The organism is Nocardia sp. NPDC004340, from assembly GCF_053602575.1.
The window spans coordinates 150691-174747 of record NZ_JBSGDW010000010.1; the positions used below are offsets into that span (position 1 = coordinate 150691).

The following is a 24057-nucleotide window of genomic DNA, read 5'->3' on the forward strand; positions in this document are numbered from 1 at the left end:
AGTGAAAGGAGGGCCTCACCGCGGCATTCGCCCCGGTGAGGCCCTTCTTTTCGCTTGATCCCAGGATTAGACTGAGGCCGGACCGAGCATCGATCTTCCGTGGGCCGCGACCGGCGGCCCCGGATCCCGTGCCACGGTCACGAATCCGCCAGTAGAGCGCAGTGTGCGTGGTTTTCCACGCGGGTCGAGGGTGCACCTTCCTGACGCCTTTATGGCCGTGCCCGACCCGAGGTATGGCCATGACCATCTCCGAGAGGACATCCGCACGCCACCGGCTGGCCCGGGCGGTCGTGCTGGGCTCGCTCCTCGCCCTTCCCCTGGGCTTCGCCGCCCCCGCCTTGTCCGAGCCGCTGACTTTGTCCGATCCGCTGACCCAGTCCGACCACGACAACAACTGGTACAGCGATTGCGACCACAACGGCAACTGGGGCTGGCAACAGAACCGAGGCCGCTGGCAGAACGGCGACTGCGACAACAATCGCGGCCACTGGGAGTACCGCGACCGCGACAACGGCTGGGGCTGGCACCGCGATTACGACGACAACTGGGGCGGCCAGAACCGCGGCAGCTACCAGCAGTCGCCCTTGTGGTGCCAATTCGGCAGCTGCTGACCGTCTTTCACCGCCGTCCCGCGTCCCCGCGCGGGACGGCTGAACCCTGCCGTTCGGACGCTCAGTCGCTGGCCAGCGACCGAGCGATGACCAAACGCTGGATCTGGTTGGTGCCCTCGAAGATCTGGGTGATCTTGGCTTCGCGCATGTAGCGCTCGACGGGGAAGTCCTGGGTGTAGCCGTAGCCGCCGAGGACCTGGACGGCGTCGGTGGTGACCTTCATGGCGGCGTCGGTGGCGACGAGTTTGGCGACGCTGGCCTGGCGGGAGTAGGGGAGTCCGGCGTCGCGGCGGCGGGCGGCGTCGAGGTAGGTGGCGCGGGCGGAGTCGACGGCGGCGGCCATGTCGGCGAGGACGAAGCCGAGGCCCTGGTGGTCGATGATGGCGCGGCCGAAGGCTTCGCGCTGCTTGGCATAGGCGACGGCGTCGTCGAGGGCGCGCTGCGCGATGCCGGTGGCGACGGCGGCGATGCCCAGGCGGCCGGAGTCCAAGGCGCTGAACGCGATCGGGAGACCCTGGCCCGGCGCGCCGAGGAGGCGCTCGGTGGGCACGAAGGCGTCGTCGTAGGCGGCGCTGGTGGTGGGGACCGCGCGCAGACCCATCTTCTCCTCGGGCTTGCCGAAGGTGAGGCCCTCGGTGCCGGCGGGCACCAGGAAGCAGGAGATGCCGCGCGACCCCTCGCCGGTGCGGGCGAACAGGGTGTAGTAGTCGGCCTTGCCGCCGTTGGTGATCCACGCCTTGGTGCCGGTGATCCGGTAGCCGCCCTCGGTCTCGGTCGCCCGGCAGCGCAGCGCCGCGGCATCGGAACCGGCATGGGATTCGGACAGGCTGTACGCGCCGATGAGATTGCCCGACAGCATGTCCGGCAGCCAGCGCTGCTTCTGCTCGTCGGTGCCGTACACGAACAGCGGGTGGCACGACAGGCTGTGCACGCTCACCGCCACGGCGACCGCCGCCCACCGCGCGCCGAGCTCCTCGAGCACCTGCAGGTACACCTCGTAGGGCTGGCCGCCCCCGCCGAACTCCTCCGGATACGGCAGGCTCAGCAGCCCCGCCGCGCCGAGCGCCCGGAACGCCTCGTCCGGATAGCGCTCCTGCTTCTCGTACTCGGCCGCGATCGGTTCGAGCACCTTGTCCGCGATATCGCGGGTGAGCTCGATGAGGTCGCGGGCTTCGGACGTGGGCAGCAAACGATCGACGGACATGAGGTCACAGTACGACCGACACCCAATTGCGTGCAAGGGAGCACGCAATTTCGCAAGGCGGCTAGACTGACCAGGTGGTATCCGGTCTACCCCCGAACAAGCACCAGGAGAAGAGCCTCCGCACCCGAGCCCTGCTGCTCGACGCCGCCATCGACAGCCTGGCCGAGGTCGGGTACGCGAGCGCGTCGATCGCGGATATCACCGCGCGGGCCGGGGTGACCCGGGGTGCGCAGCTGCACCACTTCCACACCCGGCAGGAATTGTTCGCACAGACCATCGAGCATCTGACGCAGCGGCAGGGCGAGGCGCTGCGACGGCGGGAGCGGACACTGCCGGGGGCGTCGTCGCCGGGCGAGGTGCTGGTCGAGCTGGTGACCGCGCCGTTCGCGGGCAAGCTCGGCAAAGCCGCGGTGGAGTTGTACGTCGGCATCGCCAATGACAAGGACCTGCGCCGCAACATGCTGCGCGTGCAGCACGACCTGACCGCCGAACTGCTCGACGCCTGCGGCCGTTTCGTGGACGTCCCGCGCGAGCGTCTGGAAGCCGCCTTCTGGCTCACCATCAACTTGGTGCGCGGCGCGACCCTGGACGAGATGGTCGGTCGAGATCGTCTGCGGCGCAAGCAGGTTCTCTCGGACTGGGCGCGGCTCGCCGACGGCATGCTGGCGTAAACGCATCGGTCGCGAGGCGCGATAACGAACCGTTGTGGTTCGTTATCGCGCCCGGGCAGTCGGGCGTGACCTCGGGGGAGGTGCGCCGTCATGGCGATCAATCGTCGAAACCTGTTGCGGGCGACCGCGCTCGGAGTCGGTCTGGCCGGATTGAGTTCGGTGACCGGCTGCGAACCGGAAGGTATGCCACGTGCGGAAACACCTGCCGGGCAGGCCGATTGGGAAGGTCTGCGGCAGAAACTGGCCGGGACGCTGAACCTGCCGTCCGATTCCGGTTACGGAACAGCCAAACTGGCCTTCAATCCGGTGTTCGACAGTCGCCGTCCGGCGGCGGTCGCTCAGGTGACCAACGCATCCGATGTGCAGGCGTGCGTGAACGCCGCGGCGAGCGCGAGGATCCCGGTGGCCGCGCGCAGCGGCGGACACAGCTACGGCGGATACTCGACACCCGACAACGGCCTGGTCGTCGACCTGGGATCCATGAGCGGTGTGGAGGTGAAACCGGACGGCACCGCGGTCATCGGCGCGGGCGCCCGGCTGATGGATGTGTACTCCGGCCTGGCCAAGGCCGGTCGCTGCCTGCCCGCGGGCTCGTGCCCGACGGTGGGCATCGCAGGCCTGACCCTGGGCGGCGGCCTCGGCGTCTTGACCGGAAAGTACGGATTGACCTGCGACAACATGATTTCGGCACAGGTCGTCACCGCCGACGGCACCGTGCGCACCGCCTCGACGACCTCCGAGCCCGACCTGTTCTGGGCACTGCGCGGCGGAGGCGGCGGCAACTTCGGCATCGTCACCTCTTTCACCTTCAAGACCGTCGCGGCACCGCAACTGGCCGTCTTCCAGGTCCGCTTCCCGGCCGGGTCACTGACGGATGTGCTCGGGGCCTGGCAGACGTTCACGGCCTCCGCACCCGACGAATTCTGGTCCACCCTGGGCATTTCCGCCGGAAGCCCGCCGACGTGCCGGATCAACGGATGTTATGTCGGCTCGGAGAGCAATATGAATGCCCTCCTCGACAAACTGGTGGCGGCCACGAAGACACAACCGTCCAACCGGTATTCGATTTCCAAGGATTACCTCTCGGCGATGAAGTACTTCGGCGGTTGCGCGAATTACTCGGTCGAGCAGTGCCGACCGGACTGGAATGGCGGGGGAGTGCTCGGACGGGAGTCGTTCACCGCGTCCTCGCGAGTGCTGACGAAACCGTTGGCGGACCCGAGCCGATTGACCGCATTGTTGACCGGACGCAGCGGGATGGATGTTCTCCTCGACAGCATGTCCGGCGCACCCGCGCGAATCGGCGCGAAGGACACGGCTTTTCCCTACCGAGGCGCATTGGCCACCGCACAGATTTATGTCGGTGCCACCACACCGGAGGCACGGACCGCCGTGAATGAGGTGCGTGACGGCCTCGGCGCCTTGACCGGCAACACTGCATTCGTGAACTACATCGACCCCGGCCTAACCAACTGGGCGACCGCCTATTACGGCGACAATTCCGCTCGATTGCGTGGCATAGCGAAACACTATGATCCGGCCGGCGTCTTCGTCTTCGACCAATCGGCCGCCAAGGCTTGAGGCTCTGCTGGTCCAGGTCAGCAGGTTTCGAGAGTGTGCAGGATCGGGCGCAGGCGGGCGAGGGCCCGTTCATCCTCGACGGCGATATCGCCCGTGGAGTGGAAGCGTTCGTCGCGGTCGGCGAGGGTGCGGAGCTTCGTCGCGACCGAGCGGCGGACGACCGCGGGCGCGGCGGTGAGTCGCTCGGTGAGTCGGAGCCCCAGGTCGCGAGCCCAGCTGTCGGCTACCGCGCGCGCCACGACTTTCGTGATGCGTGCGGGAGTTCCGGGCAGTGGCAGCCCGAGGTCGAGGAGTGCGATCGCGGCCACCACGCTGGCTTTGACGAGCGGGCCGTTGTAGTTCTTGCGGTCGGTGACGACCAGATCGGCGAGCAGCGCGTCGAGGTCGGTCACGGCCTCGGCCGGAAGTAGCTGCCTGGCACGCCAATCGAGCGCCAGCCCGATAGCGTCTTCGATCGGTTCGGTACCGGCGTCGATAATGCCGCGCAGCGCGGGCCAGCCGGTTGCGACGTGGCCCGAGTCGAGGTCCGCGAGGATGCGCAGAGCGGTGACCTGGTTGCCTCGCTCGAACACGCTGACCGCAACTTCGGTGCCGACGAGGCCGCGACACCAGTCGAGGAACCGGGGATCGGTGCGGTCGGCCCAGTGCTCGAGGACGGCGGACTCCGTATAGCGGAGGTCGGCGTCGAGGACACGATGGAAGTCGGCCGGGTCCCGCGTCATTCGTGCGAGAGCCAGCAGAACGGTCGCGTCCCCGCCGTGGCTCGCCGTGCGAACGTGGTCGATGCCGGCGGTATCGCCCCACGCCGCGAGTGCGCCGGCCGCTTGTTTCGGCGCGACCTCCAGGAGCTCCCGGACCGCGGGCAGCGCGTCGGCGGTGGCCTCGGCGGGCCAGCTGGCGAGCAACGCGACGAGGTGTCCGGCTCCGTCCTGGGATGGCTCGGTCGGCGGATTCTGCCGCAGCGCCTGCAGGATCGAAGCGACCAGCATGCTTGCCGGGGGTGCCTGTTCGCTCACGAGTGCGTGGCCGAGCGCGGATCGTCCGGATGCCGAGGTGGCCACCATGAGGCCGCGCGCGGCCGGGTTGGTGAGCAGGGCTCGGGCCATCGGGCGCGACCATCGTCCGTCGCCCGCGCGTAGCAGGGCGAAAGCCGCATCCGCGCGAGCATCGGTGTGAAACGCGGTCGACCCGAAGGTGGAAATGCCACCGGTCGTGACCCGTTCGGCGAGGGCGGCGAGTGCGTCCCGGACCTCGGGCGTCGGCGGGCATTGGCGCAGTGCGGCGATCATCGTTTCCGGCGTGGAGTCGGGCAGCGCCGCGAGAGCCAGCAAGCGGCGAACCGCCGCGGCGGCATTGCCCCGGGATCCGAGGACGACCTCGACGAGTCCCGCGATCGTCGCCTCGTCCGGTGTCGGCAGCGCCGCGAGCACATGGGCCGCCGCGCCGGAGTCGACCGCGCTCAACCACTCCGGCAGATTGTCGACACCGAACGCGACGTTCGGCGCGACCTCGACGGCGAGTTCCCACCCCGCCACCAGTAAGTCCAGGTCGGCGGTCGCGCCGTCCCCGGCCCCGATCCGAGCGAGCGTGGCCGCCATGGCGAGGCCGGGATCCCCGTCGGCGAGCACCGCCGCGACATCGGCCCCGAGAGTCGTGAGCGTGGCAACGCAGGCCTGTTCGACCAGTCCCGCGGGTCTGACGCCCGCCCGCGCCGCGAGCATCTGCGGCACGGCGGAATCGACTGCGCGTGAATCGGCTTGGAGCAGCGCCGCGGCGGCCGCTTCGGGGCCGTCGTCGGAGATCAGCGGCTGTACCAGGGCGGCGATCGCAGTCAACGAGTCTCGGGCGGACCGGACGATGGCGGCCGTCTCGGCGTCGTCCAGGTCCAGCTGTTCGTAGTCGCGGACCGTGTCGGCGAACATCAGAAGCAGCCACGCCGTGTTCTCCGCGTCCGCGGTCTGCCGTGCCCCGAGTAGTGCGGCGATCGCCATCATCGCCGGTGGGGTGGAGTCGTAGAGGGTGCCCTGGTGCAGCACCGCCGCCCACAACTCGTGCAGCGCCGCCTCGACGGTGTCCGCCTCGGTCAGTCCGTCGATCCAGCCGGGTACGTCGCTCGCGTCGCCGTACGCGTGCTCCAGCGCTGGCCAGTCGACTTCAGCGACAGGGGTGTGCCGGGGCACGCCGTGCATGAAACTCCTCGTTGTCGGACAACCGGACGCCGGGCAGGGGTGTCCTGCCCGTACGGGTTCGCTCAGAAGTGTGGGTCGCGCTCAGAAGTCCGCGGGCAGCCGGGAGTACACACCCGGGTACCCGTCGAGCGCGACGCCACGGGCCCACGAGGTGATACCGACCAGTTTTCCGTCGATGAGCAGTGGTCCGCCGCTGTCGAATTCGCCGGTGTCGGCCGTGGTGGAGCCCGCGCACACCATCTCGGTGGCGTCGAAGGCACCTGGATAGGCGGCGGCGCAGGCGGCGTCGGACACCATGGGAACCGTGGCTTGCCGCAAAACGGTGTTGAACAGATCGCCATCGGAGGTGCCGCCCCAGCCGAGCACGGTGCCCGTATCGCCCCGGGGTGCGGCGATCGGAACGGTCGGGCGGGACTGCGGCTGCGCGAGCGTCAGGATCGCGAGGTCGTGATGGTAGACATCGACGCCGTCGACGGTGTCGGAGCGAAAGTCCGGGTGCAGACGGACTGCCGTGACTTTCACGGTCGTGCCGTCACGTGAGGCCAGATCGCTGCGGTCGAAGGTGACGGTGAGCGCCTGCGGCAAGAGCTGTGCGAATTGCACGCAGTGCGCGTCCGTGAGCACCTTGTCCGGTGCGATGAGCGCGCCGCCGCAGAACTGGCCGGACGCGCGGGGGAGGAACAGGGGTGTGCCGACCGCGGCGAGCCAGGGATAGTCGCCGGCGTTTGCCTCGGTGCCGCCGACGACGGCATGGGCGGGGGCGGGCACTGCGCAGCCGATGAGCGCCGCGGCGAGGACGGCGAGCCGGCGGGAGTACGACATCGGGCCATTCAAACAGAAAGGGCCGGGTTTCGGTGGCCGGACATGTCGGACCCTCCGCGTACGGTCGCGGTCATGACGTCTTGGAACGAGTTCGCTGCGGCCGCCCCTCGCATCTCGGGAATCTTCACCCGTCGTCATGCCGCCACCGGCAACCTCTGCATGCTCGCCACCCTGCGCAAAGACGGCTCACCGCGCATCAGCCCCCTGGAACCGCGCATCTTCGAGGGTGAGCTCTGGCTCGTGGGCATGCCGGGCACCACGAAGTTCGCCGACCTGGCCCGCGACCCGCGCTTCTGCCTGCACACGGCGACCGTCGACACTCAGGTTAGCGACGGCGACGTGAAGATCTTCGGCAGTGTGCGTGATGTGCAGGATCCGGAGCTGCAACGCCGTTGGGCGGAAGACCTCTTCGCCGAGAGCGGGTTCGACCTGCGCGGCCGCAAGTTCGAGCCCTTCTACGCGGTGGAACTGACCGGGGCTTCGTCGGTGGAGATCGTCGACGGGCGCATGGAAGTGACGGTGTGGAAGCCGGGACAGAAGGAGCACGTCGTCGAGGTCTCCGACAGCTCCGAACCCGCGACTACATAACGTGCAATATTGCACGCAGTGCAAGAAGGCATCTCATGCAACAGTGCACGAGGTGCCGAATATTGCTGATTTTCAGCACATTTCGAGGTCAGCGCCCGGTCGGGTGCGTGTGTCATGACGACTGTTCGCGCCCTGCAAGGTTATCGGGAGCGGCCGTCGAGTGTTGGCGGCGCGGTGGTCTGGTGTCGCGTCGGCATCTCCGCCGCCGATTCGCCGGTGCTGCCGGACGGCTGCATGGATCTGCTGTGGCTCGACGGCCGACTGTCGGTGGCGGGCCCGGACACTCGGGCCTACCGTCCGCCGCCCGGCTTCGCGGACCGGATAGCGGGGATCCGCTTCTACCCGGGGACGGCGCCGTCACTCCTCGGGGTGCCCGCGTACGAACTCCGCGACGCCAGGGCCGATCTCGCCGACCTATGGTCGCCCGCCGATCTGCGCACGGCTTCGGAGTTGGTCGCACAAGCGTCGAGTCCGGCCGTCGGGCTGGAAGCGATCGCTCGCTGGCGCGCGGGCCGAACCGATGCCGTCGATCCCGTGGTGCGATTCCTGGTGGCATCGCTGAGATCGGGCAGCTCGGTCGCGGCCATTGCGGCAGAGTTGGGGACGGGGCCGCGCAGGTTGCATCGAATATCCCTTGCGGCGTTCGGGTATGGGCCCAAGACGCTGGGGAGGGTCTTGCGGATGCAGCGCGCGTTGGCATTGGCGCGCGGCGGAATGGGGCTTGCGGACGTAGCGGTCGCTTCTGGTTATGCGGATCAGGCGCATTTGACGCGGGATGTTCGAGAGTTCTCGGGCATGTCGCCGATGAAGTTGCTGGGGTTGGATTTGGAACCGCTGTCGTTCTGAATATTGTTATATCACTTCGTGATTCGAGCGTGTGTGCGATGAATCGGCGATAGAATTGATGCATGAATTCGATGGGGGTGACACTCGACGACTGCGGTATCGCTGAACTGGCGGCCGCGGTCTCGACCCTGTCGGAATCCATTCAAGGCGGGAAGATGTCGGGGTTTTCCGACGAGGACATTGTGACGTTGATGCAGAGGATTGAAACCTGCAAGCGTCAGCTCGCCGCGTTGGATACTCCGCTGATTGTCGAAGCGGGGGAGCGTTCGCTGCATTCACGTAGCGGGGCCGGGAAGATGGTGCCGTTCCTGCGCCACACCCTCGGGCTCTCCCGTTACGACGCGTCGGTGCGGGTGAAGATCACCCACCACTGTGGCGAATTCGTGCAGCAGACCGGGCACGTCGCACCACCGGTATTGCCGGTGACTGCCGAAGTGTTTGCTGCGGGCGAGATCTCGCGTGATCACGTGCGCCACATCATGGACGTGATGAACCACCTGCCTCTTGATGTGCCTGCTGAAGCGCGGGCCGAGGCCGAGCAGATCCTGGTCGACTACTCGCGCAATGGGTGGCCCGATGACTTGTTGAAGATCGGGCGCGACATCCTTGCCCGCTTGGATCCCGATGGGAAGGTTGTTTCCGACGCTGACCGTCGCCGCCGTCGCGGGATCACCTTGTGTCGCCCGGGTGTGGATGGGATGACGCGGATCGAAGGGTGGATCACCCCTGAGCTGCGTGCGTGCCTGGATGCGGTGTTCGCGAAGCTCGCGCGGCCTGGGATGTGCAATGTCGAGGATCCGGAAAGCCCTTCCGCCGCGGGTGGGTTCATCGCGGACAGTGTGCTCGATGCTGCTGCGCGTCGTGATCGTCGTGATGCCGGGCAGCGGACCCACGATGCTTTGCTGGCGTTGGTGCAGCCGGGGGTGAACATGCGGACCCTGGGCATGCACCGTGGCCTGCCCGTCGAGGTCGTGCTCACCATGAGCCTCACCGACCTGGAGAACGGCACCGGCGTCGCAACCACCGCGTCCGGGACCCAGATCTCCATCAACGAAGCCTTGAAGATGGCCGAAGGGACCCGACCGGTGATCGCGGTCCTCGACGGGGACGGAATGCCGCTGTTCCTGCGTCGCTCCCGCCGCACCGCCAACCGCGCCCAACGATTGGCGCTCCTGGCCCGCGACAGGGGATGCACTCGACCGGGTTGTGAACAACCCGCCAACATGTGCGCCGCCCACCACGTCACCGACTGGGCCACAGGCGGGCCGACCGACATCAACAACCTGACCTTGGCGTGCGACCACTGCCACGCGCTGGTCAACGACAGCCCGGATGGTTGGAAAACCGTTGTGATGGGTAAAGACTCGCCCCACCCTGGTCGGACAGGGTGGATTGCGCCGAAGAGTGTTGATCCCGCCGGCACCCCGCGCGTCAACGACCGCCATCATGTGGGGCAGGCGATCGCCGCTGCCATCGATTCCAGCTGCCGAACGTGGCGCTCACGGGCAGCGTGACACCGAGCTGCTCGTGTCCTGCCGGCGTGCGCAAAGCAACGCGGAGTGTGGTCACCTCGCCTGCCCTGCCGGACCTGGGCTGACGCCGGGCCGGGATCCGCTTCCCGCCGATCCCAGCCCACAGACTGCACGCATCACCCTTCAGAGACCAACCGCTCCGGCGTCTTCAGCTCTTCAGCTCTTCGTTCTTTGTCTTTTCTCTTCTTCTCCAGGCGTCTTTTATCTTTTGGTCTCTTTGTCTTTGAGTCTCGAGCTTTGAGCCGCCTCACCCCAACGCCGCGTACAGATCCACCCCATGCCCATCCGGATCAAGCACAGTCGCATACCTCTGCCCCCAAAACGCATCGAACGGCTTCAACTCACCCCGATACCCAGCCCCCACCAACTCCGCGAACTTGGCATCCACCCCAGCCGCATCCCCACAGTCGCAGGCCAACCCGATCCGCCCAGCCCCAGGCACCGCAACCCAATCCGGCCGAAACGACCGAACCGTCTCCTCGGTATCGAGCATCAGCTTCACACCCCCGCCAAGCTCCGCGTCGACATGCGGCTCCGTCTCGGCCCCATCCGCGAACCCCACCCCGAGCCGCCGATAGAACGCCAGCGACGCGCTCATATCCGCCACCACGATCCCGATCACATTCAGTCGAATACCCATGCCCGAACCCTAGGCCCGGCCCGCCCGCATTCTCTTGAACGAATCGGACACTCAGCGAGCGTGCACAGCCGCCAGCCGCGCGGCCCGAATCGCATTCCACAGCGGCCGCAACAACGCCTCCTGAGCAGCCACCGCGGTCGCCGAGGTCGGCGCCGAAGCCGGCTCCCGCTCGGCGACGGTCAGGATCGCGGCGACCTGATCGGCGGTGTCGAGAATCCGCCGCGCCCGCAAAGGCATCGAATCCGGGTACTTGTGCCGGGAATGCCCGGCCAACTCGGCCTCCACCAGATCCCGAGGCGGCACCCCGCCCGACCCGAGTCGGGTGGTGTGCATCTGTGCCAACGCGTCCGCCGCATCCCGAACGGCTTCCCGCATCGTGTATTCGGCCTCACCCAACGGCATTTCCGGCGCGAGAGTCAGCGGTATGGGCGTGGAGTACACCCGCCACTGCAATGCGTCCTCATCGGTCCACACCGGTACGAGTCCGGTCCCATTGGTTCCGGGCGCTCCGACGAGAATGCCTTCCTCGGCTTCGGTTGCGGCGGCCGCGAACTCGGTGCCAACGGGTATGCCCCGCACATCTCCCGGAATCGGCAGCACCAGTCGAACCTGTGCCTCCGGCCCGGTGTAGGCCTCGCGAATAATCTTGAGCAGCACCATGATTCCCGCCCCGGCCACCGAAGCGGGGTCTTCGTCGGACGCCCACGGCAGCCCCGTGTGCCCGCCGGTGACGGGGTCTCCGGCGGCCACGGTCTGTCGCGGAGCCCAAGCGCGCAGTTCGTCGAGCACATCGTCGGGGGCGCTACAGCCTGCCAGCCAGGAACCGGCCCAGACCGTGAGCGAGGCGCTTGGGGAACTCATGTATTCGAGGATAACTGGCGGGCTACTCCTGCTCGGTGACGAAATCGATCAGTCGTTCGACCGCACCGATGAGGGGGGTTTCCAGGTCGCGGTAGGAGTTGACCGCGTTGTAGACGCGCCGCCACCCGTCCTGCGGGGTGCCCCAGCCGAGGCGTTGGCAGATGCCGGTCTTCCAATCCTCGCCGCGGGGTACGTCCGGCCAGGCGGGGATGCCGACGGCTTTGGGCCGAACGGCCTGCCACACGTCGATGTAGGGGTGGCCGGTGACGAGGACGTGCGGGCCGAGGCCCTGGGTGAGGCCGGATTCCTTGGAGCCGGTGACCAGGTGGTCGACGAGGACGCCGACGCGGTGGTTCGGTCCGGGCTGGAATTCGGCGAGTTTCGCGCCGAGGTGGTCGAGGCCCTCGAGTTGTTCGACGACGACGCCTTCGACCCGGAGGTCGTGGCCCCACACGCGTTCGACGAGGGCGGCGTCGTGGATGCCTTCGACCCAGATGCGGCTGGCGCGGGCGACGCGCGCTGTGTGGCCTTCGACGCGGGTGGATCCGGAGGCGGATCGGGTGGGTTTCGTGGGTGCGGTGGCCGTCGGCTTGACGAGGGTGACCGCCTGGCCGTCGATGAGGAAGGCGGCTTCTCGCATCGCGAACAGTCGCACGCGTCCGGCGCGGTCCTCGAGTTTGACGAACTCGCCGTCGTAGCTGCGGTCGAAACCGACTACGGCGCCGCAGAATCCGGTGGCCGCGTCCTCGGCGACGAGGTCGCGTTCGGCGACCACGCGGGGCACCTCCCGCTTCTCTTTCCGTGCGTGCCCGGTGAAGATGTCGCCGTACTTCTGGTGCCCACTCACCGCGTCGAGGTTACCGGCGGCGGACGGGAATCCCGCTCGCGCCGCGCCCATTCCGGCGGTCGGGGCGGCTGCTGGGCAGGTTGTGCACGGATTCCGCTGATCGGTGTCCGATGTGCCCGGTCGCGGGGCTCGGAGTGATCACGAATAGCAGCCGGGCCCCGCAAATACAGTTACTGTTGTGGCGTGGCCGCAATAGTTTGGCTGGTCGCGGGCATCCTGCTCGCGGCGGCCGAGATGCTCACGGGCACTCTTGTGCTGATCATGCTGGGGGTCGCCGCACTCATCACCGCGGGCGTGAACGCGCTCACGGGGGCCCCGGTGCTGGTGGACGCGGTCGTGTTCGGTGTCACCTCGATCGCGCTGCTGGCGCTGGTGCGCCCATTCCTGTTGCGGCGCTACGCGACTCCGCCACCGCATCAGACGGGGGTGGACGCTTTGCCGGGTAAGACCGCCAAGGTGCTCGAAACGGTCGACGAGCACGGTGGTCGCGTGAAGCTCGGCGGAGAGGTGTGGAGTGCGCGCCCGTACGACGCCTCGGAGACCTATCCCGTCGGTTCGACCGTGTACGTCATGAGGATCGACGGCGCGCACGCCGTCGTCATGAAAGGGCAGTGATGGCTGTACTGATAGTCGCCGTCGTACTCATACTTCTGGTCGTAGTGGTGGTCTTCAAGTCGGTGGCGCTGGTGCCGCAGGCGGAGGCCGCCGTGATCGAGCGGCTGGGCCGCTATTCGCGGACCGTGTCCGGGCAGCTGACCTTCCTGGTGCCGTTCGCGGACCGGGTGCGCGCGAAGGTGGACCTACGCGAGCGGGTGGTGTCCTTCCCGCCGCAGCCGGTCATCACCAAGGACAACCTGACCGTGCAGATCGACTCGGTGGTCTATTTCCAGGTCACCAGCCCGCAGGCCGCCGTCTACGAGATCTCCAATTACATTGCCGCCGTTGAACAGTTGACGATCACCACGCTGCGCAACGTGGTCGGCGGCATGACCCTCGAGGAAACCCTCACCTCTCGCGATCAGATCAACGGTGAACTGCGCGGCGTCCTCGACGAGGCCACCGGTCGCTGGGGCCTGCGGGTGTCGCGCGTGGAACTGAAGGCGATCGATCCGCCGCCGTCGATTCAGGAATCGATGGAGAAGCAGATGAAGGCCGACCGCGAGAAGCGCGCCATCATCCTCACCGCCGAAGGTCAGCGTGAGGCGTCGATCAAGACGGCCGAGGGCCAGAAGCAGGCGCAGATCCTCGCGGCCGAGGGCTCCAAGCAGGGAATGATCCTGACTGCCGAGGGTGAGCGGCAGTCCCGCATCCTGCGCGCCCAGGGTGAGCGAGCGGCCGCGTATCTCCAGGCGCAGGGCCAGGCCAAGGCCATCGAGAAGGTGTTCGCCGCCATCAAGAACGGCAAGCCCACCCCCGAGCTGCTGGCCTACCAGTACATGCAGACCCTGCCGCAGGTCGCCAAGGGTGACGCCAACAAGGTGTGGCTGGTGCCGAGCGACTTCGGCAAGGCCCTCGAAGGGTTCGCGCGCGGCTTCGGCAAGCAGGGCGAGGACGGCGTCTTCCGCTACGAGCCGGCCCCTGACGGCGCGGAATCCTCGACCGAGGACGACTCCGACGAGGTCGCCGACTGGTTCGATACGGCCACCGACCCGGCCACCCAGCAGGCCGTGCGCGCCGCGGAGGCCGACGCCCGCACCCCGGTCGAGCCGATGAGCCTGCCGCCGACGGTCGCGCCGCAGCAGCTGCCGCACACCCAGCGTCCGACTCCGCCCGTGCAGCCGCAGTACCGGCCGGAACCGCCGGACCAGCGCTGGCAGAACCCGCCGCAGCCGCCGCGTCCCCAGGGTCACTGACGGATTTCCCGATCGCGACATCGAGTGAGGCCCTCCCGGCAGTGCCGGGAGGGCCTCGTCGTCGGTAGCGGTCAGTTCGTGGAACCGTCGAACCGTTCGCCGGAGATCGAGCGCGACGGCTCGCCGTCGACGCCCACGGGCACCTCACCCTCGAGGGTGGTGCGGTACAGCACCCGGGTCACGTCGAGATGGTCGAGGTCGCTGGGCGCGAGATGCGCGGTGGCGCGGTTGTCCCAGAACGCGACACTGCCCTTCTCCCACCGGAATCGGACCGTGTACGCGGGGTCGGCGATCTCGGCGTACAGCAGCTCGAGCAGCGCGTCGCTCTGCCGCGGGCTCAGGCCGACGATGCGAGTCGTGAAGCCGGGGTTCACGAACAGCACGCGTTCCCCGGTCACCGGGTGCACGCGGACCACCGGATGCTCGGTGACCAGCGGCGCCGCCGCGACGCGCTTGGCGTAGTCGCTGTCGGCGTCCCACACGGGCAGTTTGCCGCCGAACCGGTGTTCGGCGCGCAGGCCGTCGAGCAGCGTCGCGAGCGAATCCGGCAGTCCCGCATAGGCGGCCGCCAGATTGGTCCACTGGGTGTCGCCGCCGCGCTCGGGCGCGATGTCGGCCCGCAGCAGGGAGGCGGCGGGCGGGTTGATCAGCGGCGAGATGTCGGTGTGCCACTGGTTGGTGTAGCTGAATTTCTTCTTCCCGAAACGCTTTTCGTAGAGCCGGCTGTCGACGGCGAGGATCTCGGGGTGCTCGGTGGGCGCGTCGTCGTCGTAGGGGTGCGAGGGCGTGACCGCGCCGAAGCGGCGGGAGAAGGCGATCTGCTCGGCGTGCCCGATGCGCTGATCGCGGAAGAACAGCACCTTGTATTCGTGCAGTGCCGCGGTGAGGACCGCGATCTGCTCGTCGGTGAAGTCGTCGCGCAGGTCGATGCCGCTGATCTCGGCGCCGATGTGCCCGGCGACGGGAGTGATCTGGAAAGTGCCGACGGGGTGCTCGGTGACGGTGGTCATGAGGGGTTTCCTTTCGGGGGTCAGGCGGTGGCCTGGGTGCGGACGGGAGTGAACTGGCTTTCCACCGGGGCGAGGCCGTAGTGGCCGCGCAGCGTGGTGGCGGTGTACTCGGTGCGGAACAGGCCGCGCTGCTGCAGGATCGGCACGACCTGGTCGACGAAGTCCTCGAGCCCGCCGGGCAGGTACGGCGGCATGATGTTGAAGCCGTCGGCCGCGCCCTGCTCGAACCAGGTCTGCAGGTCGTCGGCGATCTGTTCGGGGGTGCCGGCGAGGGTGCGGTGGCCGCGGCCGCCGCCGAGCTTGCCGATGAGCTGGCGCACGGTCAGCTCCTCCTTCTCGGCGAGCTCCTTGACGAGGGTGAATCTGCTCTTGCCGCCTTCGATCTCGCTTTCCGGGGGCAGCGGCGGGAGCGGCGCGTCGAGGGCGTGTTCGGTGAGGTCGACGCCGAGCAGCGTCGACAGCTGCCGCAGGGCGTAGTCGGGGGAGATGAGGTCGGTGAATTCCTGTTCCAGCGCCCGCGCTTCGGCCTCGGTGCCGGCGATGAACGGCACCAGGCCGGGCAGTACCTTCAGGTCGTCGGCGGACCGCCCGTACTTGGGCAGGCGGGCCTTGAGGTCCCGGTAGAACGCCTGGCCTTCGGCGAGTGTGCGCTGAGCGGTGAACACGGCCTCGGCGTGGCGGGCCGCGAATTCCTTTCCGCTCTCAGAGGATCCGGCCTGCACGAGCAGCGGCCGCCCCTGCGGGCTGCGCGGGGAGTTCAGCGGCCCGCGGACCCGGAATCGCTCGCCGCGGTAGTCGAGGGTGTGCACCTTGTCCGGGTCGGCGAATACGCCGGTCTCGGGGTCGAGCACGACGGCGTCGGATTCCCAGCTGTCCCACAGCTGTACGGCCAGATCGACGAACTCCTCGGCCCGCTCGTAGCGGCGGGCGTGTTCGGGGATGGCGTCGAAGCCGAAGTTGAACGCCTCGTCCTCGCTGCCGGAGGTGACGATGTTCCACCCCGCGCGCCCGCCGCTGATGTGGTCCAGGGACGCGAATTTGCGGGCCAGATTGAAGGGTTCGTTGTAGCTGGTCGAGGCGGTGGCGATGAGGCCCACGTGTTCGGTGGCGGTGGCGATGGCCGCGAGCAGGGTGACCGGTTCGAAGACGGCGAGGGCGTTGCGTTTGATGCGCGGCCCGACCGCGAGCCCGTCGGCGAAGAACACCGAGTCGAGCCGGCCGCGTTCGGCGATGCGGCCGAGCTCCTGGAAGTGGCCGACCTCGAGCACCTGGTGTTCGCGGGTGCGGGGATGCCGCCAGGCGGCCTCGTGGTGGCCGACGCCCATGAGGAAGGCGTTGAGATGGAAGGTCTTGCGGGGGTCGGACATAGGGGAGTGATCCTTCGATGGTGTCAGGGGTGGCGGCTAGCGGTGCGCGCGCCAGCGGGAGAGCCGCCGTTCGATGGCCACGAGCACACCGTTGTAGGTGAGCCCGACCACGGCGATGGCGACGATCCCGGCGTACATGTCCGGAATCTGGAAGTTCTGCTGCGCGGCGGTGATCAGGTACCCGAGCCCGGCCCGCGCCCCGAACATCTCCGCGGCGATGAGCACCAGGATCGAGCCCGAAGCCGCCATCCGGATACCGGTGAAGATGGACGGCACGGCTGCGGGCAGGATCACCTTCTGGAAGAGCCGCAGCGGCGAGAAGCCGAGTGAGACGGCCGATTTCACGAGCAGCGGGTCCACCGTCCGCACGCCGCTGATGGTGTTGAGCAGGATCGGGAAGAACCCGGCGTACACCACCAGCGCGATCTTCGAGGTCTCGCCGATGCCGAGAATCAGGATGAACACCGGCAGCAAGGCGAGGGCGGCGGTATTGCGGAACAGTTCCAGCACCGGGTTCAGGAATTCCGCGACCGGCCGGTACCAGGCGATCGCCACACCCACCGGAATCGCGGTCACGAGTGCGATGGCGAAGCCGATGAGCGAGCGGGTCAGGCTGGTGGACACGTGTTCCCAGAGCTGACCGTTGCGGATCAGCTCGAGCCCGGCCCCGACCACCGTCGAGAACGGCGGCAGGAAGATCTCGTCCACGAGGCCCAGCCGCGGCGCGGCCTCCCACACCGCGAGGAACGCCGCGATCACCACGGCCGGTTTGCCGATCCGCCAGCCGATGCGGGCGATCGTGGGCAGAACCGAGGCGGCCCGTTTCGGCCGCGGCGTCGCGCGATCGGCGGTGCGGGACGGGATCTCGACGGGTGCGTCGACCAGTTGCACAGCGCTAGACATGGGAATTCCTCCGATCGGCGGTGAGCGCGGCCTGCTCCAGGTCCTGGGCCCGCGCGACCTCGTCGTGCAGCAGCGACCACACGTGGTGGCGCAGTTCGCGGAACCGTTCACTGGACCGCACATCCGGGTCGGCTGCCCGGTCCAGGTCGATATCGACCACGGCCTTGATCCGCCCGGGCCGCGAGGTCAGTACGGCGACGCGCTGCCCGAGGTAGACGGCTTCGTCGATGCCGTGGGTGATGAACAGCACCGTCTTGCCGGTGGCCCGCCAGATCCGTAACAGCTCGTCCTGCAACGACTCCCGGGTCTGGGCGTCGAGCGCGGCGAACGGCTCGTCCATCAGCAGCACTTCCGGATCGAAGGCCAGGCTGCGGGCGATGGCGACGCGCTGCTTCATGCCGCCGGACAATTCGTGCGGGTACCGGTTGCCGAATCCGGCCAGTCCGACCAGTTCCAGATAGTGTTCGGCGATTCCCTTGCGGGCGCGGCGGGGAATGCCCTTGGCCTCCAACCCGAATTCGATATTGGCCCGGGCCGTGCGCCAGGGGAGCAGCGCGTACTGCTGGAACACGATGCCGCGATCGAGCCCCGGCCCGGTGACGGGTGCGCCATCGAGCAGGATCTGCCCGGCGGTCGGCCGATCCAGCCCACCGAGCAGGTCCAGCAGGGTGGACTTGCCCGAACCACTGGGCCCGACCAGGACCAGGAACTCACCGTCCCGGACATCGACGGAGATATCGGAGATCGCGGTGAGCGGTTCCTTTTCGCCCCGCACCGGGAATTCCTTCCGGACCCCCGACAGCGCGAGTTTGACCGCGGCCGTGCTCATTTCGTCACCGCCTCGCCGCTCGGGCCGCCGGTCGCCGGGTACTTCCCGTTGGCGTACGGATTGTCCTTGTTGGTGTAGAGGTCCTTGGCGGCGAGCTTGCCCGCGGGCAGTTCGCCATTGCGGACCAGCCAGTCGATCCAGATCTGCAGCTCCCGTTCGGCGACCACGCCGCCGGGGACCGGGACGCCGGAACTCTTGTAGTACTGCAGCAGCGAGGTGTTCTCGTTGCGCCCGCGCTTGTGGATGATGTCGGCGAACTTTGCCACCACCTCGTCACGCGGTGTCACCTGCAGCCAGCGGGTGGCGCGCGCGGTGCCCTGCACGAAGTCGGCCACCGCGTCGGCGTGCGACTTCAGATAGTCGTTGCGGAAGACATAGGTGCCGTAATCGAATTGGCCGAACAGATCCTTGTCGGTGTAGAGCGGATGGATCCCGCCGCGCCCGATGGCGGTGTCGCGGAAGACGCCGCCGAGCGCGGCCACGTCGATCTGCCCGTTGCGCAGCGCGTCCTCGGTATTGGCGGGCGGCAGCACGACCAGCTGCACCTGCTTGATCTCGGCGTCGCTGAGCCCTTGATCGTGCAGCCACTGACGGGTGATGAATTCGTGGTGCGCGCCCAGGGTGTTGACGCCGACCTTCTTGCCGATGAGGTCGCGCGCCGAGGTGATGCGGGAATCGTCACGCACGAAGTAGCCGGTGAAGTTCAGTTCGTCCGCGCCGTAGGAGCTGAGCACGGAGGTGACGGGCGCGCCGCCCGCGATGAGCTTGATGACCGCGCCGTTGAAGGCGCTGCCGAATTCGACCTGTTTGGTGGCGGCGGCCTGGATATTGGCCGGGCCGGAGGTGGTGTCGCCCTCCCAGTGCAGGTCGATCTTGGTGAAGTAGCCGAGGTCGGCCGCGAGCTCGAAGGCCGTGACCTGGCCGGTGCTGCCCTGATAGCGGACGACGGTCTTACCGTCGGCGGTCGTGCCCGCGTCGGTCTTGGCGCAGCCGGTGAGCAGGACCGCCGCGCTGGTGACCGCGATCGCGGCGGCGACCGCGCGTCGCACCCGCGCGGGGCGGAGAGAGAAGGCCATGGGGATGTCTTTCGGTGAATGTGTCCGTCGCGGAATGGGTTTCGTGGCGGGGACGACAACAGAGCCGCATGGGGATTCCTCTTCGGGGGGTGGGGACGGTCGATCGGAGTGCTCACATGCTGCGATGGCCGGGAGGCCCCGGCAACCGCCATTTCACGATGTGGAAATCAGCGTGAGCGAAACTCGGCGGCGGAAAGCATTGTGTCGCCGGTGTTTTGGAACAACGGCGCGATCCGCCCCGCCGCGATGCGCATGGCGGGGACGACGGCACGGATCAGCTCGCCATCCAAGCGCGCCGAACGGGCCTGCACCGCCAGCGCGCCCCGCACCTGCCGGTGCGGTCCGACGATGGGCACCGCGAGCGCGCGGATCGGATCCTCGGTCTCGATGAGCTCGCTGGCGAACCCCCGGTGCCGGACCCGGTCGAGGTCGACATCGGCTGCGGCCCGGCCGGCGGAGTAGGCGAGCAACGCGTGGCCCGTCGCGCTGGCGTGCAGCGACTGCCGGGCGCGCGGCACCTGATGGTGGCAGAAGTGCACGGGCGGGCGGGCCTGGAACACCGTGACCGCGTCGTCGGCCTCGGGCACGCTCACGCTGACGGTGATGCGGATGCCCGCTGCCAGCGCGTACAGGTGCGGCGCGATCGAGTCCAGGCCCAGGCGGGCCAGCGCGGGCCGGGCCAGCGTGGCCAGCCCCTGTCCGACCCGATACCGGTCGGTGGCCGGGTCCTGCTCGAGCAGCCCGCCCCGGACCAGCGCCTGGGCCAGCCGGTGCGTGGTGCTGACCGGCAGCGCGGCCCGCTGGGCCAGTTCGCTCAGCGACAGCTCGGGATCGTCGCCCTCGAGGCAGTTCAGGACGTGGATCGCGCGGTCGACAGCGCGGGCTCCGGACCGGGGTTCATCGATGGCGGCCATGGTTCCTCCTGGGGGACCCGAAACGACGTTCCAGGCACTATCCCTAGTGCTCTGACCTGGGGCAACGGTTGCGCGCAGCACGATCCGAGCCGGTCACGCCGCGTTTTCGCGCGCGAATCGTTCTGTGTCGCGTTTGTATTACGCGATGGGGGTCACCTTTTATGCGTGACCTCGCTCACAAATTCGTGCCTGAATTCCAGAAATGTCATTCTCCGACTCTCCGCGTCGAACTGCGTAAACCACATAAAGTGCTGTCGCAATCGTTTCGTCAACTGCTTGTGATCGATACGTGATTTGCGGAGATCTTTCCGTTACCGTCGCTAGCGGCTCGGAGAAACCCGGGCTCCAGCTCGAATCGACGAACACCGGCAACTCCGTCCCGCGATTCGAGAGCAACCGATACCCCTGGGGACGGGGACCCGCAGCGAGCAGCACGGGCCGGTGGGAGCGGGGCAAGGAAACAAACTTATGCATCGCAACCGGAAGCTCACCACCCGCACTCGTATCGCCGCCGCCACCGCGGCTGTGGGCGCGCTCGTGTCCGTCCCGTTCGCGCTGTCGACGGCGACCGCCTCGGCCGCCTCGGGCAACTGGGACGCTGTCGCACAGTGCGAGAGCAGCGGCAACTGGGGCGCCAACACCGGCAACGGTTTCTACGGCGGCCTGCAGTTCACCCAGAGCACCTGGAACGCCTACGGTGGCGCGGGCAGTGCCGCCAACGCCAGCCGTGAAGAGCAGATCCGCGTCGCGGAGAACGTGCTCGCCGGCCAGGGCCGGGGCGCCTGGCCCGTGTGCGGCGCCTACCTGTAATAGGCGTTCCGCTCAGCCGGAATTCACAATGGCCCGTGCCGCAACGATGCGGCACGGGCCATTGTCGTATTCCATGCGATCACGCGTGGGCTTCGTAGATCGCCTGCGCCAATTCGATCTCGAGAGCCTGGAATTCGGGCGTCGCGGTGACAGCTAACTCTCGGGCACCGCCCGTGTCGTCGCCGGGCAGGGTGATGGCCCGGTCCACGATGACGCGCCCGGCCGGGCGCTCATGACCAGGACCCGGGTGGACAGGAATACCGCTTCCTCCACCGAATGGGTCACGAACACAATGGTTTTCCCGGCCTCGCGCCACAGGCGCAGCAACTCCACCTGCAACCGCTCGCGGGTCAGTTGATCCAGCGCGCCGAACGGCTCGTCCATGAGGATGATGCGCGGATCGTTGGCCAGCACCCGCGCGATCTGCGCCCGCTGCTGCATCCCGCCGGACAGCTCGTAGGGCCGCTTGCCGCCGACGTCGCCGAGCCCGACCAGCGCGAGCAGCCGGTCCGCCGCGACCCGCCGCGCCTTCTTGTCCACGCCTCGACACTTCGGGCCGAACTCGACATTGCCGCGGACGGTGAGCCACGGGTACAGGGTGGGCGACTTGAAGACGACTCCGCGTTCGGGGCTCGGCCCGTCGACGCGGTCCTGACCGACCAGCAGGGTTCCGATGCTGGGTTCGAGGAACCCGCCGAGCAGTTGCAGCAGCGTGGTCTTGCCGCATCCGGACGGCCCGACGACGCTCACGAACTCGCCGGGCTCGATGACCAGATCGGTGGGGGACAGCGCGACGGTGCTGCCGGTCGGGGTGTCATAGGTCTTGGAGACCTCCGTCAGCACCACCCGGTCGCGCTGGTCGACCACGGCGGTCATTTCGCGCTGACCTTGGTGGCCGCCCCCGCGTGGACCGCCCCGGCGTACGCCTCCGGCGCCGCCAGGCCCTGGATCTCGCCCTGGCTCAACAGGAAGTTGGCCGAGGCCTTCAGATCCGCGCCCAGCTGCTTGCCCAGGTAGGCCGGACCGGCCTGGGCCGCGGCGTCGAGGTAGCCGTACTCGCCGAGCTGCTTGCGGATGTCGGCGACCGGAACGCCGAGCTGCGCGGCGATCCGGGTGGCGGCGCTGTCGGGCGCGGTGTTGATGAGGGTGACCGCCCAGTTCTGCGCCGCGGTCCACACTTCCAGGAAGCGCGGGTTGGCCGTCACGAACTCGGTGCGCGCGCCCGCCAGGTCGTAGGTGGGCTTGCCGGCCTTGGCGGTCTCGGCGGCGGTGGTGACCACGTGCCCGTTCTTCACCAGCTCCGACAGCGTCGGCTCCCAGATGAACGCCGCGTCGATATCGGCGCCCCGCCAGGCCGCGGCGATGGCGTCGGGCTGCATGTTCACCAGCGTCACGTCGCGCTCGACCCCGGCGGCGGTGAGCGCCGCGAGCAGGCTGTAGTGCGAGGTGCTGGCGAACGGGACCGCGACCTTCTTCCCGCGCAGGCCCGCCACCGAGGTGATGGCCGGGTCCTTCACGACGAGCGATTCGGCCGCGCCGATCACGTCGTGGATCCACACCGCCTTCATGCCGATGTTCAGCGGCGCGGACAGGGCCCGGGCGGCGGCCGCGCTGCCGAGCAGACCCAGATCCAGGGAGTTCGACCCGAACGCCTGGATCACGGTCGCGCCGGAGGCGAACTTGCTCCACGTGATGGTCGCCTTGGGCAGGCAGGTCTCGAGCAGTCCCGCGTCCTTCACGATCAGGTCCCCGTTGGGGATCTCCTGATAGCCGAGTCGCACCGTGCCGGTAAAAGTTTCGTCCACCGCCACCGGGCACGCCACCTGCTCCCCGCCGCCGCGGGACTGATCGGTGCGCCCGGACTGGACGCACGCGGTCAGGGACGCGGTGAGCAGCCCGGCGACCGCCAGGGCCGCGGCTGCGCGTACTGAACGGGCAACGCGTTTCATGCTTGGCCTTTCCACGGCACGACCAGCGCGCCGATCCGACTGATGACCGCGTCGAGCGTGAGCGCGGTGAGACCGATGACGATGATGCAGGCCATGGTCAGCGCGGTATTGAGCTGCTGACCGGCTAGGAAGGCGAGCCCGCCGATACCGGGGATGCCGTTGTTCAGCTCCGCCGCGACCACGGTGGTCCAAGCGAATCCGACCGCGACCCGGATCCCGCCGATGACCTCGGGCAGGGTGGCGGGCAGCAGCACCCGGGTGACGACCTGCACCCGGTCGGCCCCCAGCGAGCGGGCGGCATTGATCCGGTCGGCCGAAACCTGGTGCACGCCCGCCATGGTCGCGATCACGATGGGCGGGAAGGCGGCCAGGAACAACAACCAGATCTTGGAGGTATCGCCGATGCCGAACCAGACGATGAGCAGCCCGATGTAGCCCAGCGGCGGCAGCGTCCGCACGAAGTTGAGGTAGGGCCCGACGATGGTCGCCGGCGTCCGGGAGGTGCCGAGCGCGAAACCGGCTATCGGACCGAGGATCACGGCCGCGCCCGCACCCGCGGCGATGCGTTGCAGGCTCGCCAGCAGGTGTTCCCACAGGAAGTAGTTCTGCTCGCCGGGCACCTCGCGCGGGACGCCGGGCGCGAGCTGATGCCAGCTGTTGGCGCGCACGAAGGCGTCCCACACGGCCTGCGGGCCCGGCAGGAACTGCGGGTCGACGAGTTTCGCGGCGGCGACGGCCCACCACAGGGCCAGGAATCCGGCCAGCGATGCCGCGCGCACGGCGAGGCCGCGAATCGGTCCGGCGGGCAGGGTGATTCGGGCCCGGTCGGCGGGGGTGGTCGTGGATCGGGTCGCGCCGATACTGATCATGCGGGTGTTCCGGGCACGTGGTGGGGACTCACGTGGGTGCGCCTCTCTGTCCGACGGGTGGGCCTGCGGCGCCGGTGCGAGACCG

24 protein-coding genes are annotated in these 24057 nt (G+C 68.3%); 9 read left to right on the forward strand and 15 right to left on the reverse strand.

Translation table 11 applies throughout. From position 1 onward, the window contains the following. Window positions 1-239 precede the first annotated feature (239 nt). Window positions 240-611, forward strand: a complete 372-nt coding sequence (locus ACWEOI_RS30305; RefSeq protein WP_452361783.1) for a hypothetical protein — start codon at window positions 240-242, stop codon at window positions 609-611. Between the two features lie 61 nt (window positions 612-672). Here ACWEOI_RS30305 and ACWEOI_RS30310 read toward each other — a convergent pair whose 3' ends face one another. After that, window positions 673-1815: an acyl-CoA dehydrogenase family protein gene (locus ACWEOI_RS30310; RefSeq protein ID WP_452361784.1), complete on the reverse strand. Its 1143-nt coding sequence runs from the start codon at window positions 1813-1815 to the stop codon at window positions 673-675. A gap of 74 nt (window positions 1816-1889) precedes the next feature. Here ACWEOI_RS30310 and ACWEOI_RS30315 point away from each other — a divergent pair, with 74 nt between their 5' ends. Together ACWEOI_RS30315 and ACWEOI_RS30320 are read left to right on the forward strand one after the other, a co-directional pair. Next, window positions 1890-2486: a TetR/AcrR family transcriptional regulator gene (locus tag ACWEOI_RS30315; protein ID WP_357082299.1), complete on the forward strand. Its 597-nt coding sequence runs from the start codon at window positions 1890-1892 to the stop codon at window positions 2484-2486. A 90-nt stretch (window positions 2487-2576) separates the two neighbouring features. Next, window positions 2577-4067: an FAD-binding oxidoreductase gene (locus ACWEOI_RS30320; protein ID WP_452361785.1), complete on the forward strand. Its 1491-nt coding sequence runs from the start codon at window positions 2577-2579 to the stop codon at window positions 4065-4067. Window positions 4068-4084: 17 nt separating this feature from the next. Here the strand turns inward: ACWEOI_RS30320 and ACWEOI_RS30325 are convergent, their stop codons facing one another. Further along, window positions 4085-6256: a hypothetical protein gene (locus ACWEOI_RS30325; RefSeq protein WP_452361786.1), complete on the reverse strand. Its 2172-nt coding sequence runs from the start codon at window positions 6254-6256 to the stop codon at window positions 4085-4087. Between the two features lie 81 nt (window positions 6257-6337). Further along, entirely contained in the window at window positions 6338-7078 is a 741-nt protein-coding gene (locus ACWEOI_RS30330) for a S1 family peptidase (protein ID WP_452361787.1), read from the reverse strand. Window positions 7079-7150: 72 nt separating this feature from the next. On the opposite strand from ACWEOI_RS30330, the gene ACWEOI_RS30335 reads away from it, so the two are divergent. The 3 genes from ACWEOI_RS30335 to ACWEOI_RS30345 all read left to right on the forward strand — a co-directional run bounded on the left by ACWEOI_RS30335 (window position 7151) and on the right by ACWEOI_RS30345 (window position 10026). Then, complete coding sequence (locus tag ACWEOI_RS30335) at window positions 7151-7666, forward strand: pyridoxamine 5'-phosphate oxidase family protein (RefSeq protein ID WP_452361788.1); 516 nt, start codon at window positions 7151-7153, stop codon at window positions 7664-7666. Window positions 7667-7780: 114 nt separating this feature from the next. Further along, on the forward strand, window positions 7781-8512 hold the full coding sequence (locus tag ACWEOI_RS30340) for a helix-turn-helix domain-containing protein (protein ID WP_452361789.1): 732 nt from the start codon (window positions 7781-7783) through the stop codon (window positions 8510-8512). A 62-nt stretch (window positions 8513-8574) separates the two neighbouring features. After that, window positions 8575-10026, forward strand: a complete 1452-nt coding sequence (locus ACWEOI_RS30345; protein WP_452361790.1) for a DUF222 domain-containing protein — start codon at window positions 8575-8577, stop codon at window positions 10024-10026. Window positions 10027-10291: 265 nt separating this feature from the next. On the opposite strand, the gene ACWEOI_RS30350 is transcribed toward ACWEOI_RS30345, so the two are convergent. The 3 genes from ACWEOI_RS30350 to ACWEOI_RS30360 are packed head-to-tail and all read right to left on the reverse strand — an operon-like array spanning window position 10292 to window position 12392. Next, complete coding sequence (locus tag ACWEOI_RS30350) at window positions 10292-10684, reverse strand: VOC family protein (RefSeq protein WP_433673080.1); 393 nt, start codon at window positions 10682-10684, stop codon at window positions 10292-10294. 51 nt (window positions 10685-10735) lie between these two features. Continuing rightward, the gene (locus ACWEOI_RS30355) at window positions 10736-11545 is read right to left on the reverse strand and encodes a hypothetical protein (RefSeq protein ID WP_452361791.1); all 810 of its coding nucleotides are present in this window, start codon (window positions 11543-11545) and stop codon (window positions 10736-10738) included. Between the two features lie 22 nt (window positions 11546-11567). Then, window positions 11568-12392 (reverse strand): DUF3097 domain-containing protein, encoded by an 825-nt coding sequence (locus ACWEOI_RS30360; RefSeq protein ID WP_452361792.1) that lies wholly within the window; start codon window positions 12390-12392, stop codon window positions 11568-11570. Between the two features lie 183 nt (window positions 12393-12575). Between ACWEOI_RS30360 and ACWEOI_RS30365 the strand changes: the two genes are divergently transcribed. Both ACWEOI_RS30365 and ACWEOI_RS30370 read left to right on the forward strand, forming a co-directional pair. Next, window positions 12576-13007, forward strand: coding sequence for an NfeD family protein (locus ACWEOI_RS30365; protein ID WP_357082268.1), 432 nt, complete (start codon window positions 12576-12578; stop codon window positions 13005-13007). After that, window positions 13007-14245, forward strand: a complete 1239-nt coding sequence (locus ACWEOI_RS30370; RefSeq protein ID WP_433673083.1) for an SPFH domain-containing protein — start codon at window positions 13007-13009, stop codon at window positions 14243-14245. The genes ACWEOI_RS30365 and ACWEOI_RS30370 overlap by 1 nt, the downstream gene beginning before the upstream one ends. Window positions 14246-14316: 71 nt before the next feature. Here the strand turns inward: ACWEOI_RS30370 and ACWEOI_RS30375 are convergent, their stop codons facing one another. The 6 genes from ACWEOI_RS30375 to ACWEOI_RS30400 all read right to left on the reverse strand — a co-directional run bounded on the left by ACWEOI_RS30375 (window position 14317) and on the right by ACWEOI_RS30400 (window position 20344). Beyond that, the gene (locus tag ACWEOI_RS30375) at window positions 14317-15255 is read right to left on the reverse strand and encodes a TauD/TfdA dioxygenase family protein (RefSeq protein ID WP_452361793.1); all 939 of its coding nucleotides are present in this window, start codon (window positions 15253-15255) and stop codon (window positions 14317-14319) included. Window positions 15256-15275: 20 nt separating this feature from the next. Then, window positions 15276-16622, reverse strand: a complete 1347-nt coding sequence (locus ACWEOI_RS30380; protein ID WP_452361794.1) for an LLM class flavin-dependent oxidoreductase — start codon at window positions 16620-16622, stop codon at window positions 15276-15278. A gap of 36 nt (window positions 16623-16658) precedes the next feature. Next, on the reverse strand, window positions 16659-17525 hold the full coding sequence (locus tag ACWEOI_RS30385; RefSeq protein WP_452361795.1) for an ABC transporter permease: 867 nt from the start codon (window positions 17523-17525) through the stop codon (window positions 16659-16661). After that, complete coding sequence (locus ACWEOI_RS30390) at window positions 17518-18354, reverse strand: ATP-binding cassette domain-containing protein (protein WP_433673087.1); 837 nt, start codon at window positions 18352-18354, stop codon at window positions 17518-17520. Before ACWEOI_RS30390 ends, ACWEOI_RS30385 begins: the two co-directional genes overlap by 8 nt. After that, window positions 18351-19430, reverse strand: a complete 1080-nt coding sequence (locus ACWEOI_RS30395; RefSeq protein ID WP_452361796.1) for an ABC transporter substrate-binding protein — start codon at window positions 19428-19430, stop codon at window positions 18351-18353. The genes ACWEOI_RS30390 and ACWEOI_RS30395 overlap by 4 nt, the downstream gene beginning before the upstream one ends. Window positions 19431-19597: 167 nt before the next feature. Next, window positions 19598-20344 (reverse strand): helix-turn-helix domain-containing protein, encoded by a 747-nt coding sequence (locus tag ACWEOI_RS30400; protein ID WP_433673089.1) that lies wholly within the window; start codon window positions 20342-20344, stop codon window positions 19598-19600. 468 nt (window positions 20345-20812) lie between these two features. Here ACWEOI_RS30400 and ACWEOI_RS30405 point away from each other — a divergent pair, with 468 nt between their 5' ends. Then, the gene (locus ACWEOI_RS30405) at window positions 20813-21154 is read left to right on the forward strand and encodes a transglycosylase family protein (RefSeq protein ID WP_433673090.1); all 342 of its coding nucleotides are present in this window, start codon (window positions 20813-20815) and stop codon (window positions 21152-21154) included. 153 nt (window positions 21155-21307) lie between these two features. Here the strand turns inward: ACWEOI_RS30405 and ACWEOI_RS30410 are convergent, their stop codons facing one another. From ACWEOI_RS30410 to ACWEOI_RS30420, 3 genes are read right to left on the reverse strand one after another with little or no spacing between them, the layout of a single operon-like run. Beyond that, complete coding sequence (locus ACWEOI_RS30410; protein ID WP_452361797.1) at window positions 21308-22030, reverse strand: ABC transporter ATP-binding protein; 723 nt, start codon at window positions 22028-22030, stop codon at window positions 21308-21310. After that, window positions 22027-23103, reverse strand: a complete 1077-nt coding sequence (locus tag ACWEOI_RS30415; protein ID WP_452361798.1) for a taurine ABC transporter substrate-binding protein — start codon at window positions 23101-23103, stop codon at window positions 22027-22029. The genes ACWEOI_RS30410 and ACWEOI_RS30415 overlap by 4 nt, the downstream gene beginning before the upstream one ends. Then, the gene (locus ACWEOI_RS30420) at window positions 23100-23972 is read right to left on the reverse strand and encodes an ABC transporter permease (RefSeq protein WP_452361799.1); all 873 of its coding nucleotides are present in this window, start codon (window positions 23970-23972) and stop codon (window positions 23100-23102) included. The genes ACWEOI_RS30415 and ACWEOI_RS30420 overlap by 4 nt, the downstream gene beginning before the upstream one ends. Between the last annotated feature and the right edge of the window lie 85 nt (window positions 23973-24057).

Excerpts from the sequence above, each read along its gene's own strand:
- ACWEOI_RS30305 (WP_452361783.1), top strand. The coding sequence starts at position 240 with ATGACCATCTCCGAGAGGACATCCGCACGCCACCGGCTGGCCCGGGCG.
- ACWEOI_RS30310 (WP_452361784.1), bottom strand. The coding sequence starts at position 1,815 with ATGTCCGTCGATCGTTTGCTGCCCACGTCCGAAGCCCGCGACCTCATC.
- ACWEOI_RS30320 (WP_452361785.1), top strand. The coding sequence starts at position 2,577 with ATGGCGATCAATCGTCGAAACCTGTTGCGGGCGACCGCGCTCGGAGTC.
- ACWEOI_RS30325 (WP_452361786.1), bottom strand. The coding sequence starts at position 6,256 with ATGCACGGCGTGCCCCGGCACACCCCTGTCGCTGAAGTCGACTGGCCA.
- ACWEOI_RS30330 (WP_452361787.1), bottom strand. The coding sequence starts at position 7,078 with ATGTCGTACTCCCGCCGGCTCGCCGTCCTCGCCGCGGCGCTCATCGGC.
- ACWEOI_RS30335 (WP_452361788.1), top strand. The coding sequence starts at position 7,151 with ATGACGTCTTGGAACGAGTTCGCTGCGGCCGCCCCTCGCATCTCGGGA.
- ACWEOI_RS30340 (WP_452361789.1), top strand. The coding sequence starts at position 7,781 with ATGACGACTGTTCGCGCCCTGCAAGGTTATCGGGAGCGGCCGTCGAGT.
- ACWEOI_RS30345 (WP_452361790.1), top strand. The coding sequence starts at position 8,575 with ATGAATTCGATGGGGGTGACACTCGACGACTGCGGTATCGCTGAACTG.
- ACWEOI_RS30350 (WP_433673080.1), bottom strand. The coding sequence starts at position 10,684 with ATGGGTATTCGACTGAATGTGATCGGGATCGTGGTGGCGGATATGAGC.
- ACWEOI_RS30355 (WP_452361791.1), bottom strand. The coding sequence starts at position 11,545 with ATGAGTTCCCCAAGCGCCTCGCTCACGGTCTGGGCCGGTTCCTGGCTG.
- ACWEOI_RS30370 (WP_433673083.1), top strand. The coding sequence starts at position 13,007 with ATGGCTGTACTGATAGTCGCCGTCGTACTCATACTTCTGGTCGTAGTG.
- ACWEOI_RS30375 (WP_452361793.1), bottom strand. The coding sequence starts at position 15,255 with ATGACCACCGTCACCGAGCACCCCGTCGGCACTTTCCAGATCACTCCC.
- ACWEOI_RS30380 (WP_452361794.1), bottom strand. The coding sequence starts at position 16,622 with ATGTCCGACCCCCGCAAGACCTTCCATCTCAACGCCTTCCTCATGGGC.
- ACWEOI_RS30385 (WP_452361795.1), bottom strand. The coding sequence starts at position 17,525 with ATGTCTAGCGCTGTGCAACTGGTCGACGCACCCGTCGAGATCCCGTCC.
- ACWEOI_RS30390 (WP_433673087.1), bottom strand. The coding sequence starts at position 18,354 with ATGAGCACGGCCGCGGTCAAACTCGCGCTGTCGGGGGTCCGGAAGGAA.
- ACWEOI_RS30395 (WP_452361796.1), bottom strand. The coding sequence starts at position 19,430 with ATGGCCTTCTCTCTCCGCCCCGCGCGGGTGCGACGCGCGGTCGCCGCC.
- ACWEOI_RS30400 (WP_433673089.1), bottom strand. The coding sequence starts at position 20,344 with ATGGCCGCCATCGATGAACCCCGGTCCGGAGCCCGCGCTGTCGACCGC.
- ACWEOI_RS30405 (WP_433673090.1), top strand. The coding sequence starts at position 20,813 with ATGCATCGCAACCGGAAGCTCACCACCCGCACTCGTATCGCCGCCGCC.
- ACWEOI_RS30410 (WP_452361797.1), bottom strand. The coding sequence starts at position 22,030 with ATGACCGCCGTGGTCGACCAGCGCGACCGGGTGGTGCTGACGGAGGTC.
- ACWEOI_RS30415 (WP_452361798.1), bottom strand. The coding sequence starts at position 23,103 with ATGAAACGCGTTGCCCGTTCAGTACGCGCAGCCGCGGCCCTGGCGGTC.
- ACWEOI_RS30420 (WP_452361799.1), bottom strand. The coding sequence starts at position 23,972 with ATGATCAGTATCGGCGCGACCCGATCCACGACCACCCCCGCCGACCGG.